At 73.8% G+C, this 14,326-nt stretch carries 5 protein-coding genes and 1 pseudogene; all 6 read right to left on the bottom strand.

Translation table 11 applies throughout. From position 1 onward, the window contains the following. Positions 1–3: 3 nt before the first annotated feature. A complete protein-coding gene (locus tag M8542_RS34165; protein ID WP_257924440.1) occupies positions 4–3,039 on the bottom strand; it encodes a right-handed parallel beta-helix repeat-containing protein in 3,036 nt (1,011 codons plus the stop codon). Positions 3,040–3,055: 16 nt separating this feature from the next. After that, positions 3,056–5,965: a hypothetical protein gene (locus M8542_RS34170; protein WP_257924441.1), complete on the bottom strand. Its 2,910-nt coding sequence runs from the start codon at positions 5,963–5,965 to the stop codon at positions 3,056–3,058. A 13-nt stretch (positions 5,966–5,978) separates the two neighbouring features. Continuing rightward, on the bottom strand, positions 5,979–6,215 hold the full coding sequence (locus M8542_RS34175; protein ID WP_257924442.1) for a type VII secretion protein EccB: 237 nt from the start codon (positions 6,213–6,215) through the stop codon (positions 5,979–5,981). Between the two features lie 4 nt (positions 6,216–6,219). Continuing rightward, positions 6,220–7,599 (bottom strand): type VII secretion integral membrane protein EccD, encoded by a 1,380-nt coding sequence (eccD, locus tag M8542_RS34180; protein ID WP_257924448.1) that lies wholly within the window; start codon positions 7,597–7,599, stop codon positions 6,220–6,222. Positions 7,600–7,604: 5 nt separating this feature from the next. Next, positions 7,605–11,612 carry a type VII secretion protein EccCa gene (gene eccCa / locus M8542_RS34185; protein WP_257924443.1) on the bottom strand — a complete coding sequence of 1,336 codons (4,008 nt, stop codon included), beginning with the start codon at positions 11,610–11,612 and terminating at the stop codon, positions 7,605–7,607. Continuing rightward, positions 11,609–14,326 (bottom strand): annotated as a pseudogene (locus M8542_RS34190) (hypothetical protein); the annotation flags it as partial. The gene eccCa and the pseudogene M8542_RS34190, both read right to left, overlap by 4 nt.

Consider the following 14,326-nt stretch of genomic DNA (forward strand, 5'->3'; position numbering starts at 1 on the left):
CCTTCAGCCGACCGAGGCCAGGCCCTGCCCGAGGGCGAGCGGTTCGACGTCCGGCGGGCGGACGGCGCGCAGGTCCGCCGCGGCCAGCGTGCGGGACGCGGCCGTGGCCGACAGCGTGCGGGCGAGTTCGTGCGCGGCGTGCACCGTCCGATCCGAGGCCGCCGCCAGCTCGTGCGCCAGTGCGTCGCGGACGTCGCCCGGGACCTCATGGCCGCCGCGGACCAGCAGCCGCACAGCGATCTCGCCGAGTTCGTCCACTGTGTACTCCCCCAGTTCCCAGACCGCCGGGAACCGGTCCCGCAGCGACGGCACCAGCCCGGCGAGTGTCCGAACGCGACGCGGTTCGCCGGTCAGGACGACGACCGGGTCCGCGGGCCGGCGGCCGACCGCTTCGGCCAAAGCCTCGAGGACTTCGTGGCCGGGAGTGTGCACTGTGGACTCCCACTCACCGTCCAGATCGAGCACGAGCACACCGCCGCTCGCGTCGTCCAGCGCCGTGCGGACCAGGTGCTCGGCCTGTCCCGGCCAACGCGGCATCAGGTCGTCGGCGACCGAACGCCGGACGAGCTGGCCGACGCCGACCAGCCCCAGTTCGGCGAGCCCCCGCGCGTACAGCCGCGCGAACTCCGCCCGGCCCGAGCCACGCTCGCCGCTGAGCACGACGTTGGCTTCCTGGCCGAGCGGCTGACGTCCGTGCTCGAGCCCGCCGAGCCGGACGAGCAGGCGTTCGGCGTGCTCCCGGACCGTCTTCTGGCCGACGAGCCGGCGCAGCCGGTGCACGCTGTCCGCCGCGCCGACGGCGGCGGCCGGATCGGTGCCCACCGACACCGCCGCCTGCACCGCCGCGGGCAGGTTCGCGAGCTCCGCACGCAGGTCCTCGGCCGTCAGCCGGTTGAGCTCCGAGTCCTTCGACGGCGGCTGCAGCGCCAGGCGCGACGCCTGGTTGTTCACCATGGCCTCGAACAGCTTCCGCGCGACGCGGCCGTTGCCGAACGTCGAGTTCTTCGGCACCCGCTCGAAGTATTCGCGCAGCGTCGTCAGCGCGTCGTCGGTCAGCTCGTAGTAGTGCTTGCGGGTCAGGCCGGTGGTGATGGTGACCAGCTCGTCGACGCTGTAGTTCGGGAACTCGATGGTCCGCGTGAAGCGCGAAGCCAGACCGGGGTTGGACTCCAGGAAGACGTCCATCTGCTCGGAGTAGCCGGCGACGATCACGACGAGCGAGTCGCGCTGGTCCTCCATGATCTTCATCAGCGCGTCGATGGCCTCCTGGCCGAAGTCCGGCCCGGAGCCGCCGGAACCGGCCGACAGCGTGTACGCCTCGTCGATGAACAGCACACCGCCGATGGCCTTTTCGACGACCTCGGTGGTCTTGATCGCCGTCGAGCCGATGTACTGGCCGACGAGGTCCTGCCGCGCGACCTCGACCATGTGGCCCTTCGAGAGAATGCCCAGCTCCGCGAGCACCGTGCCGTAGAGCCGCGCGACCGTCGTCTTGCCGGTGCCGGGCGGGCCCGCGAAGACGAGGTGCCGGCTCATCGGGGGCATCGGCAGCCCCATCCGTTCCCGCATCTGGGACATCCGGATGAGGTTGATCAGGCCGGTGACCTCCTTCTTCACCCCCGCCAGGCCGACCAGCGACTCCAGCTCGCCGAGCGGGCCGTCGAGCACCTCGCCGGACGCGTCGCCGGAGCCGGGCTCGGGCGCCGCCGGCGGTACCACCTCGGGCTCGACGGTCGTCGCGCCGTCGGTTTCGCATTCGGTGAGCGTGACGTTCGCGCCGTCTTCGGCCGAGACGCCGTCGCGCACGCGGCAGCGCGACGCGGTGAGCGTGGCGCCGGGTGCGACCACGACCTCGTCGGCGATCTCGCAGTCCTGCAGCTCCGCCGTGGCGGTGATCCGGAACCCGCTACCCCGCACGTGGAGGTCGGTCCCGCTCAGCCACGACGATTCGGTGACCTCGACGGCGATCTCGCGTCCGGTCTCGACCGACGCGTCCATGATGTCCAGCCGGGACTGTCCGGAAAGGACGATGCCCCGGCCGGCGAGCCGGAACCCGGCGATGCGGACCTTCGCGTCGGCGGTGGCGAGCACGCCGGTCCGGGTCGCGCCCCGCACGGTCGCGCGCTCGAAGTTCGGCGCGGCCTCGCCGTCGGCCAGGATCGCGACCTGCGAGTCCTCGAACGTGCAGTCCACGAAGTGCGGCGACGCGGTGCCGGTGACCTGCACTGCGTTGCGCTCAGCACCGGCGAACACGCATTCGCGCAGCACCGGCGCGGCCGACGCGGCGACGTGCACGGCCTGCATCGGCGCCGCCAGGAACCGGGAGTCCACAACGGACACCCGGCCTTCGCTGGTCAGGTACAGGTCGACGTTCGCGCTCTCGCGCACGGTCAGGCCGGTGATGGTGGCCCGGCCCTGCTGTTCGACGACCATCGCCGGCTTCTCGGCGCCGGTGATCTCGCACTGCTCGACCACGGCGACGGCCTCGCCGTTGACGCACACGCCGTTGCCCTTCGGCTGCCGGACGGCGCACCGGCGCAGCACGACCGAGCCGACCTCCGCGATGACGACGCCGGAGGACGCCGTGCCGGCGATTTCGGTGTCCTCGATGGTGCTCTGCGCCGGCGACGCGATGACGATCCCGGCCCCGGCGGTGCTGGTCACCGCGCAGCCGCGCAGGGCGAGGGAGCCCTGGAGACGGGCGAGGAGCGTCGCCCAGGAGGCGCCGGTGACGCGGCAGCCGTCGAGGGCGGCCTCGCCGCGGACGACGTCGACCGCGACGAGCTTGTCGTCCTGCCCGGCGAGGGTGAAGCCGCGCAGCTGGACGGCTTCGGCGTTGGCCACGAGGACGCTGCCTTCGCGCGCGACGATCTCGACGTCGCCCTCCGCGACCAGCGAGACCATGCGGTCGACGACGAGGTTCTCCTCGTAGCGTCCGGAGTGGACGGTGATCGTGGCGCCGGGCTGGGCCTGCGCGAGCGCGGCACCGATCGTGGGGTGGCCGCCTTCGCCGCCGACCGTGAGCACCTGTCGGTTCATCAGTTCCGCCTCTCCCTCACACCAGCCCCGGCACGACACCGAACCGCGCGGCGGCCGCCGTCGCGATCGGTGTGCGGCCGTCGGTCTCGGCCCACATCTCGAGTTCGCGTCGCAGCGACTCGAGCGCCAGTTCGTCGAGCGAGATCCGGTCGGCGGCGACCCGGCCGGTCTCGTCCACCTCGCTCACGGTCAGTTCCCGTAGCAGCACCAGGCCGCGGTCGGCGCCGCCGGGCTCGGTGATTTCGAGGACCTTGAAGCTGGTGCCGGGCACGAAGAGCGCGCGGTCGGCGACGCTCCCGTCCGGCTCCAGCAGCTTCGTCCGGCGGGCGGTGACCGACCAGACGAGGAAGTCAGTGTCACCGTCCGATGTGGACATCGGAGTGGTCGTGGTGTGCAGGAAACCCCACTCGGTGAGGACTTTCCGGGTCCGGTAGAGCGCCCACTGCGCGGCGGTCGGGCTGGTCGTGAAGCTCGCGGGCCCCCGGTGCGAGGGCAGCCGCCTGAGCCCGGCGACGACGCAGCGCGCGATCGGCACGTGCGGCCCGCTGCGCCCGGCCCGCAGCCCGGCGTCGACGGCCGCGCCCTTGGCCGAGAGGTAGAGCTGCACGGCGACGGCATCGGTGAGCACATCGGCCGGCGACGCGGCGAGCGCACCCTGGAAACCGGGGTGTTCGGAGAGGATCCGCGCGGCGGTGTTGGACATCAGGCCGTACTCGGCGCCGAGGGACTTGCGAAGCCACTCGCGTTCCTTGTCGACCCCGCGCTTGGGCACGAGGGCGGCGGCTTCGGCGGCGGGAGTGGGCTGCAGCCGCGCGCCGCTGGTACCGCCGCCCGCGACCTCGAGGGGCGAGGCCGCGGACGGCGGGGGCTCGGGGGTGTTCGCATCGTGGCTGGTCGGCGCCTCTGCCCCGGGCCCGGCGGCGGGACCACCGACGACTCCGGCGGGCGGCACCGCCGGCGGGGGTGCGGAGGCAGCACTCGCACCGCTGGGCACAATCGGACCGGGGTCGGCACCAGCCGAACCGGCGAGGACACCGGCCGGCGGCACCGCCGGCGGCGGCGTGGTAGCTGCACCACCGGGCACAATCGGACCGGGGTCAGCACCAACCGAACCACCGACGACAGCAGCGAGCGGCACCGCCGGCAGGGGCGCGGAGGCAGCACTCGCACCGCTGGGCACAATCGGGGCGGGGTTGGTACCAGCCGAACCACCGACGACACCGGCCGGCGGCACCGCCGGCGGTGGCGGCGCGGGAACAGCACCACCGCTCGTCGGCGGGGCCGCGGAGGGCCGGGGCGTGGTCTCGGCGGTCGCACCGGACGGAAGATCCGTCGCCGTGCCCCCGGCGACCTCGGCAGGCTGCACCGCACCATCCGAGACCGCGCTGCCGGCCGCCCGGAGGCCTGCGGGCGGGACCGCCGGTGGCGGGAGCGGGATCGCCGGAGCTTCGGGCCGCGGAGTGACGGAAGCGCCGGTGTCCACCCGGGCGGGCGGCGTAGTGACCGGGCCGTCGGAAACCATCGCGACTCCGAGCTCCGCAGCGACCCGTGCCGGGGCGGCCGTCGTGATCGTCACTGCGTCAAGCGACGACGCGACCACCGCGCCCGGGTCCAAGCGCTCCGAGATGGTCTGCAGCGGCGGCCCCTCGATCTGGGCCGGCGCGCGCCGCGGGGTCGCCGCCCTGGCTCGCTCTGCCAGCAACGCCGCCGCCGGGAGGATGCGGCTGAGGCCGCGGGTGTGGTCGTCCAGCCTGGCCAGGACGTCCTCGGCCAGGAAGCGCATGCGCTCGGCCGCGTCGGAGGAGACGTCGTAGGTCAGGTTGTGCGCCGTCGTGTCCAGCGTGACCCCGCGCAGTGCCTCCGCGGTGGGACCGGCGGCCGGCGGGCGCAGCAGGAGACCCGACTGGACGACCTCCAGCACCGCGTCCGGCGAATACCAGTACACCGCGGGCTCGATCTCCTTCAGCCCGGAGATCGGCGGGCGGTGGTCCAGCACCCGGGGCAGCGGCTGCCCCGGGACGTACGCCAGCTCGCGGGCGAACGGCGCCCAGACGAGGCTGCCGTCGTAGCGCACCGTCCAGACGTCGAACTCGTGCGGGGCGCCGATCGGGATTCCGGTGCAGAACCCGACCTCGCGACCCAGCAGGTCCGCGAGCGCCTGGCCCAGCGTCGTCCCGGCCGGGACCGACATCGGGCCGTACTGGACGAAGCGAGCCTGGTGGCGTACGGGCTCAGGCAGGCGCATCCACAGCCGCGCCGCGTCGTCCATCGTCAGGGGCGGGCACCCCGGACAGCCGAGGACGATCGTCATCGTGTCCAGCAGCGCCGGCAGGCCGCGGATCAGCGCCGAGCGGTGGTGACCCAGCCGGCGGTCGACGCCCACTGGGCGGATCCAGAGACCGCCCGGCAACGGCTCGGCCACGCCGCGCGAGCTCGTCGACGTCAGCTCGGACGTGACGCCCGAATCCCAGGATGGACGTGGGAAGCGCTTCGCCTCCCACCTCGGCGGCCGGCCCGGCTGGAACCGGACCCAGCCGCTACCGCGTCCACTGTGGACGAACAGGGCGCCGCCCGCGCTCGGGATCACCGAACCGTCCGGGGCGAGCACCGGACGGCCGATCCGCTCGGCCAGCCACTGACCCGCCAGCGCCGACGTCTCGCGCGAGCGCCCGCCGATGACCAGGCGCACCCCGCGCCGGCGCCGCGGCAGTGCCTTCGCCACCGACTCCCACAGGGAGATCGGCGAGTCCACCGGCAGGTCGACGACGACGAGATCGTGCTCGGCGTCGGCGGCGACGCCCAGCGCGAGCGCCTGCGCCTCGTCCGTCATCCCGGTGGCGGGGTGCACGACCAGCGCGTTGCCGACCGTCTGCCGGCTCAGGTCGGTGTCCGGGCCGCCGCGGCGGCGCGTCAGCGAGAGATCCATGGTGACCCTCCGATCAGGCTCGGCGGACCGGCGGCGCCTGGACGGCGTGGCCGGTGTGGTGGGCGATCAGGCCGAACACGAAGAACCCCAGCACGATCAGCACCGCCAGCGCCGCGCCGACCAGCAGGCCGGTCCAGGTGCGCTTGGCGGGCACGTCGAGGTGGCTCGCGTCGCCGAGCACGAGGGCCGAGGTCATCCGTCCGATGAGGAACGAGTACGCCTCGACGTGGTCTTTCTGCGTCTGCACCATGGTTTCAGCCCGTCAGTCCGATAGCCCACGCGTAAGTCCCGAACAGCTGCAAGAGGATCGGGAGGATCGCGACGGCGCTCAGCGTCTCCAGCCAGTTGGCCAGGTGGCCCCAGATCGGCAGCAGCCGGCGCGGCGGGGGCCGCAGCATGGCCAGCACCAGCAGGAAGAACACCAGCACCACGCCCGCCGCGGACGCCCCACGCCAGTCCGGGGCGAGCGGCTCGATCAGCGAAAACGCCAGCAGCACCAGGCCGAGGGCGCCGGCGACGGCCAGCGGCACCCGCTGCCACACGCCCAGCAGGCTGCGCGAACGCATCAGCACCGCCGCCGCGAGCAACCCGGCGAGGATGCCCGGGAACAGGCCCTGGCCGACCAGGAACGGGAAGCAGCAGGCGAACACGACCGCCGATGTGACGCAGGCGATCGTCAGGTAACCGTCGGCGTACGCGGTCTGCGTGACCATCTTCTCCGCCGGGGCGGGCTCGATGTCGTACTGCAGCTCGTCGGCCGTGCGCGGCAGCTGCGGGCCGCGGATGCGGGCGAACCGGATGCCGATCCGCGGCGCGAACACCAGCAGTCCGATGAGGACGGCCGACACCAGCGCGGCCGACTGCACCGGGGAGAACTCCGGGCCGTGGTGCAGCCACAGCGTCACCGCGCCGGCGGCCCCGAGCGCCACGACGGTCCCGAACGGGACGAACGGCGTGACCCGCGCCCACGCGGCCCGGCCGCCCAGCATCGCCCCGCCCGCCAGGCCGAAGGCGAGGCAACCGGACAGCAGCGGCGCGGTCTGCAGGTCGAACGCCGGCCCGAGGCCCGCGACGGCGACCGAACCCGCCACGAACGCGAACCCGCACCCGCCCAGGCCGAGCAGCGTGATCAACGCCGTGTCTTCGGAACGGACCCCCGAGCCGATGGCCGCGACCAGCAGGCCCAGCGCCACGACCGCGCAGCCGAGGGCGGACAGGCCGGTCGCGCCCGGGTAGAGCAGCACCCGGGCCAGCACCAGCAGGCCCGCGATGGCGAAGCCGAGGAACAGGAACCGGTTGAACTCGGGCTTCCAGCGGCCGGACTGGCGGCTGACGGCGGTGGCCATGCCGTCGGCGATGTCGTCGAAGTCCAGTTCCGGCAACGGGTCCAGCCGGGGGCGGAGGTGGAACTCCTCCCCCTCCTTCCAGTCCAGCGACTCCGGCGTGCCCGCCGGGTCGAGCGGCGCCTCGCCGAGGCGCTGCAGGACCCACGAGTCGCCGGTGTCGTCGTGGCCGCCGGTGTGCCGCAGCAGCACCGGCAGCAGGCTCGTCACCGGGACACCCATCGGCACGGCCAGGTCGGCGCGTCCCCGCGGGCCGTGCACGGTGATCCGGCACAGCTCGCCCTGCTGCATGGCGGTCAACGTCCGCTCCCTTCGAGAGTGCCGAACCCGCTGCCGACGAGCTGGTCGGGACCGGGGACGAACCCGGTCTGGACGAGCTTCACGCCGCGGCGGGTGACGAGCTGGGCCCGGCCGGCCGGCAGCTTGCGCGGCGCGGCCTCGCCCAGGAACTTGCCTTCCTCCTTGGGGTAGGAGAAGACGACGCCGGGGCTGCCCAGCTCCCAGAGCCGGCGCAGGACCGGGTCGCTCAGCGCCCGCATGGCGCCCGACGTGCTGCGCGCGACGACCAGGTGCATGCCGATGTAGGCGCCCTGGGCGAGCAGGGACAGCAGCGGCTCGAGCGGTGAGCCCATGCCGCCGGTGAGCAGCTGGTAGTCATCGACGACGAGGAACAGCCGCGGCCCGGTCCACCAGTCGCGGCGCTTGAGCCGGTCGGCGGTGACGCTCTGGTCCGGCACCCGCGGCGAGAGCGAGACGCCGGTCTGGTTCGCCAGCTCCTGCAGGGCTTCGGTCGTCGTCGCGTAGCCGACGCGGTAGGCCTCGGGCACCTCGGCGTCGAGCTGGCGGCTCGGGTCGGCGAGCACGATCTTCGCCTCGCCGGGCCCGTAGCGGGCGGTGATCGAGCGCAGGACCAGCCGCAGCAGGTTGGTCTTGCCGGTCTCGTTGTCGCCGAACACCAGCAGGTGCGGGGTGGCGCGGAAGTCGTGCCACACCGGCAGCAGCCGCTGCTCGTCCTGGCCCAGGGCCAGCCGCAGGTCGCCGTCGGGCCGGGGCAGCTCGGACAGCGGCAACGTCGCGGGCAGCAGCCGCACCGCCGGCGCGCGGCGGCCCGGCCAGAACGTGTGCACCTCTTCGGCGACGGCCTTGGTCGCCGCCGCGAGGTCGTCGGTGGCGGCGCTGCCGTCCATCCGGGGCAGGCCGGCGAGGAAGTGCAGGCCGTCCGGGGTCAGGCCGCGGCCCGGCTGGCTCGGCACGGTCTTCGCCTTGCGGGAGCCGATCTCCGACTCCATCGGGTCGCCGAGGCGCAGCTCGAACCGGGTCTGCAGCAGGTCGCGCAGGTACGGGCGGATCTCCGACCAGCGGGTCGAGGCGACGACGACGTGGATGCCGAACGACAGGCCACGCGAGGCCAGCTCGCCGATCTTCTGCTCCAGCTCGGAGTAGTCGTTCTTGAGCGAGTACCAGCCGTCGACGACGAGGAAGACGTCCCCGAACGCGTCGTCGACCTGGCCGGCGCGGCGCAGCCGGCGGTAGACGTCCATGGACTCGACCCCGCGCTCGGAGAAGATGTTCTCCCGGTGCTCCATGATCTGCGAGATCTCTTCGATGGTCCGCACGACCCGGTCGCGTTCGAGGCGGGTGGCGACCGAGCCGACGTGCGGCAGGCCGCTGATCGACATGATGCCGCCGCCACCGAAGTCCAGCCCGTAGAACTGGACCTCCTCCGGCGTGTGGGTCATGGCCAGGGCCAGCACGAGGGTCCGCAGCAGCGTCGACTTGCCGGTCTGCGGGCCGCCGACGACCGCCACGTGCCCGGCCGCGCCGGACAGGTCGGCCGTCAGCAGCTCGCGGACCTGCTCGAACGGCCGGTCGATCATGCCCAGCGGCACGCGCAGCCGGCCCAGCTGGGCCGGGTCCTGGACGCTCATGCCGCGCACGGCGTCCGGCAGGACGCCCGGCAGCAGCGCGTCGAGGCTGGGCGAGTCGGCCAGCGGCGGCAGCCACACCTGGCGCGCCGCCGGGCCCGCGCCGGCCAGCCGCTCGACGAACGCGTCGGCCAGGGTCGGGCCGCTCGGAGCGGTTTCGAGGACTTCCTGGGCCGTCTTCTCGGTCTTCGTGTCGGGTTCGTCGTCGCGGACGATGAACCGGGTCGGCCGGACCTGGGTGAAGAACGGGACGACCTCGGCGCTCGCGCGGGCGACGTCGCTCGCGCCGTCCCCGCTGCCGGCCGGGACCGGCCCGGAGACGTACGCGGCCTTGAAGCGCACCAGGTTCGTCGTGTCGATCTTGAGGTAGCCGTTGCCCGGTTCGGACGGCAGCTCGTAAGCGCTGCCGACGCCGATGACGCTGCGGGACTCCATCGAGGAGAACGTCCGCAGCGCGATCCGGTACGACAGGTGCCCTTCGACGCGGTGGATCCGGCCCTCGTCCAGCCGCTGCGAAGCGAGCAGCAGGTGCACGCCGAGGCTGCGGCCCAGCCGGCCGACCGAGACGAACAGCTCCATGAACTCCGGCTTCGCGCTCAGCAGCTCGGAGAACTCGTCGACGACCAGGAACAGCGTCGGCATCGGCGGCAGCTGCTCGCCGGCCGCGCGGGCCTTCTCGTACTCGAACAGCGACGGGTGCCCGCTGGCGCGAAGCTGCTCCTGGCGGCGCACCATCTCGCCGTTGAGGGAGTCCTGCATCCGGTCGACCAGCGGCAGCTCGTCGGCGAGGTTGGTGATCATCGCCGAGGTGTGCGGCAGCCGGTCCATGCCGAGGAACGTCGCGCCGCCCTTGAAGTCGACGAGGACGAAGTTGAGGATCTCCGACGAGTGCGTCGCGGCCAGGCCGAGCACCAGCGTGCGCAGCAGCTCGGACTTGCCCGAGCCGGTGGCGCCGATGAGCATGCCGTGCGGGCCCATGCCGCCCTGCGCGGACTCCTTGAGGTCCAGCTCGACGATCTCGCCGTCTTCGGTGACGCCGATCGGGACCGACATCCGCGCGCGCTGCACGGCGCGGGGGCGCCACTGCGCGGGGATGTCGAAGCTGTGGACGTCGCGGATGCCCAGCAGCGCCGTGAGCCCGAAGTCGCTCTCGAGGGGCTGTTCGGCGATCTCCAGGGTGCCGCTGGTCCGCTTGGGCGACAGCAGCCGGGCCAGGCCCTCGATCTGCGTCACGGACAGCTCGTCGCGGACCGCGGACCCGACCGCGGTGCCCGCCGGGAACTCGACGCGATCGTCCTTTGTGGTCAGACGCAGCACCTTGGGGCCGCCGGGGAGCGCGCCGGTGACGTCCAGCAGGACGACGTTGCGCAGGCCCGCGCCCAGCAGCCGCGACGACTCGGGGATCGCCGCCAGGTGCGCGACGATCACCACGAACGGCTCGGTCGTGGTCGGGCCGACGGCCTTGTCGTGGTCATCGCGGTCGGCGACGTCGGGGCCGAGGACGTCCATCAGGTCGTCGTGGTCGGCGGCCAGCAGCCGCAGCGGGCCGGCCGGGTCGCGCAGGGTGGCGTGCTGGTTGTGCGGCAGCCACTTCACCCAGTCCCACTGGGACTGCGCGGCTTCGGTGGTGAGCACGGCGATCCGTAGCTCGTCCGGCGAGTGGAACACGACCAGCTGGGCGAGCATCGCCCGCACCAGGCTCACGGCGGCCTCGGGGTCGCCGTCGAACTCGACGCTGGTGAAGCTGCGCAGGCCGACCGCCGTCGGGATGCCCGACAGCGACCGGTAGGTCTCGGTGAAGCGGCGCAGCGAGATCGCCGACAGCGGTTCGAGGTCCTCGATCGGCTTGGTGACCGGCGGGACCAGTTCGAGGGCCGACTGCTGCGAGCCCAGGCCGATGCGGACGCGGCCGAAGTCATCGTGGCTGACCCGCCGCTCCCACAGCCGCCGTCCCATGGCCAGCGACCACAGCGAGTCCGGCGACGGGTTGTTCCACGCCACCGCGCGCCGCTGCTGCTCCGCGGTCGCCCGGGCCCGGGTGCGGACCTGCGCGATGTAGCGCAGGTAGTCCCGGCGTTCGGCGCGCATCTTGCGCTTGCGCTCGCCGACCGCGCGGGTGAGCTGGCCGACGCTCATGGCCATCATGGACAGGCCCATGCCACCGCCGAGCACGTAGGTCATCGGTGAGCTGCCGCCGACGCCGGAGAACGACAGCACCATCACCATCGACCCGATGCCCATCGGCAGCATCATGAGCAGCGAGTTGAAGTCCCGCGCCGCCGGTTCGGCGAGCACGGGCGGCTCCTGCAGCTCTTCCTGGCCTTCGGGCAGTTCCGGGCCGGACGCGCGCGGGCCGCGCTTGACGGTCTCCGTGCTCACTCCAGCACCCCCGACGGCCGGCTCGCGGACCGGCCCCAGGCCGAGTCGTCCTGGCTCAGCAGGTCCGCCATGGTGCGTTCTTCCTCTTCGGGTTCGTCTTCGGGTTCCGGTTCGGGGGCTTCGGCTTCGGTGTCGAGGGCCGGACCGTCACCGCAGGTCGGCAGCTCGTCCGGGATGAACTCGCCGTCCCCGACCCGGATCCGCCGGTAGGTCTCCCGCGGCTCGTCTTCGGCGGGCCGCCACGGCTCGTCGCTGCGCTCGAGGAGGTCCGTGCCGACCTCCTGCTCCTCCTCGGCCGGCGGCGCGAACGGCAGGAGGCCCGGCAGGAACTCGGCGGTGCCGACGTCCCAGGCGGAGGTGTCCTCGTGCGCGTCGGCGGGCTGCACGACCGAGATCCGCACGTCGTCGTCACGGTCGTCCGGCTTCCCGGTGGGCGCGGCGCCCCAGCCGCTGACCGGCACGGCGGTCGCCCAGCCGCGTGGCGTGCCGGCGCCCGGGTCGGGTTCGCCGGGGGCGTCGGTGGTGGCCCACGCCGAGGCGTCGCCGCCGAGGAGCCCGGCCGAGTCCGGCCGCTCGGCGGCGGAACCGGTGCCGGGCGGGGCCATCGGGGGCGGCATCATCGGCATCCCGGCCGCGGCGGGTGCCGAGTCCGGAGTGGACGGTGCGCTTCCCCGGTCCGACCACGAAGCCGCGCCCAGCGCCGGAGTCTCCCCCACCGACGCCGGGTCGCCGACGCCACTGGGCGCGTCCGGCGTCCACGCCGCGTCCACACCACCCAGCAGACCGGCCGAATCGGGCCGCTCGGCACCCGGTGGATTCAGGCCACCGCCCATGCCACCCGGCGGCATCATCGGCATCCCCGCGCCCGGGAAAGCCTGCTGCTGCGACGAATCTGGTAGCCGGCTCGCGTCGAGCCCCTCCACATCCCCACCGGGCGGCGCCGGCGTCTCCCCGAACGAGCTCTGGTCACCGAGACCATCCGCACCGCCGACGTCACCCGGCGGCGCCGACCACGAGGCCGACTGCAACGCCGGAGTCTCCCCGAACGAACTCGGGTCACCGAGACCGTCCGGCGCGTCCGCCGTCCACGGCGCGTCCACGCCGCCCAGCAGCCCGGCCGAATCGGGCCGCTCCGCACCCGGCGGGTTCATCCCACCGCCCATGCCACCCGGCGGCATCATCGGCATCCCGGCACCCGGCACGCCCTGCTGCTGCCCAGGCGACGACACATCACCCGGCCCCTGCAGCTGACTCGGATCCAGGCCCTTGATCCCACCGACATCGGGAACGTCGACGCCACCACCGAGATCGCCGCTGCCACCCGCACCGCCGACGTCACCAGGCGGCGCCGACCAGGACGCCGACTGCAACGCCGGCGTGTCCCCGACCGAACTCGGATCCCCCAAGCCCTCCGGCAAAGCCGAATCCCAGGGCGCGTCCACCCCACCCAGCAGCCCGGCCGAATCCGGCCGCTCCGCACCGGCAGGGTTCATCCCACCACCCATGCCACCCGGCGGCATCATCGGCATCCCCGCACCCGGCACGCCCTGCTGCTGCCCAGGCGACGACACATCACCCGGCCCCTGCAGCTGACTCGGATCCAAGCCCTTGATGCCGCCCACGTCGGGAATCCCCGCGCCGGTGACGTCACCGGTGCCACCGACGTCACCGAGGCCACCCGCGCCACCGACGTCACCCGGCGGCGCCGACCACGAAGCCGACTTCAGCGCCGGCGCGTCGGCCAGCGCGCTGGGGTCGCCCAGCCCGTCGGGGAGGCTGCTGGTCCACGGCTTGTCGACACCGCCCAGCAGCCCGGCTGAGTCCGGGCGTTCGGAACCGGCGGGGTTCATGCCGCCGCCCATGGCACCCGGCGGCATCATCGGCATGCCGCCGCCCATCGGCGAGGTGAACCCGCCGCCCGCCTTGGGGTCCTGCAGCGACGACGGCACGTCGGCCGGGTTCAGGGCGTTCGCGCCCAGCCCGTCGAGACCACCGGCGCCCGGCGGGTTGCCCAGCGCCGGCGACTTCAGGTCGCCGAGGCCGTTGAGGCCCCCGGCTCCGCCGCCGACATCACCCGGCGGCGGAGCGAGCGAGGGCGACTTGAGGTCGCCCAGGCCACCGGCGCCGACATCACCCGGCGGACTGTCGAACGCGGGCGACTTGAGGTCACCCAAGCCACCGGCGCCGACATCACCCGGCGGACTGTCGAACGCGGGCGACTTGAGGTCGCCCAGGCCACCGGCCTTCGGATCGCTCTTGCTCCCCGCGCCGGAAGGCGGCGGGGTCAGGCTCGGCGAGGTCAACGGCGGCAGGGCGCCACCGCCCGCGCCGACGTCCCCGGGCGGGCCGTCGAGCGAAGGCGGGTCGATGGCCCCGAGGTCGCCGGGACCGCTGTCGCCGCCGGGTGGCGGGGAGACGGCCGCGAGGCTCTGGAACGGCGGAGGTGTGCCCCCGGTGTCCCCGCCCGGGCCGGAGTCCCCGCCGGGCGGCGGCGGGATGTCGGCGCCGGACAACGGGGGCGGAGCGCCGCCACTGCCGGTGTCGCCGGGCGGGGGCGGGAGTTCGGGTGGCGGCACGTCGCCACCACCGCCGCCACCACCGGAACCGCCGGGCGGCGGCGGGATGGCGGGCGGGGGCGGCGCGTCCGCGGGCGGCGGGATGTCCGGGGGCGGCGGCGCCTCGGGCGGCGGCGGGGGCGGCGGGACGTCCGCGCC

It is taken from the genome of Amycolatopsis iheyensis, from assembly GCF_024703995.1.
GTDB lineage: Bacteria > Actinomycetota > Actinomycetes > Mycobacteriales > Pseudonocardiaceae > Amycolatopsis > Amycolatopsis iheyensis.

Coding starts and splice junctions, on each gene's coding strand:
- M8542_RS34165 (WP_257924440.1), bottom strand. CDS start 3,039: ATGAACCGACAGGTGCTCACGGTCGGCGGCGAAGGCGGCCACCCCACG.
- M8542_RS34170 (WP_257924441.1), bottom strand. CDS start 5,965: ATGGATCTCTCGCTGACGCGCCGCCGCGGCGGCCCGGACACCGACCTG.
- M8542_RS34175 (WP_257924442.1), bottom strand. CDS start 6,215: ATGGTGCAGACGCAGAAAGACCACGTCGAGGCGTACTCGTTCCTCATC.
- eccD (WP_257924448.1), bottom strand. CDS start 7,599: ATGCAGCAGGGCGAGCTGTGCCGGATCACCGTGCACGGCCCGCGGGGA.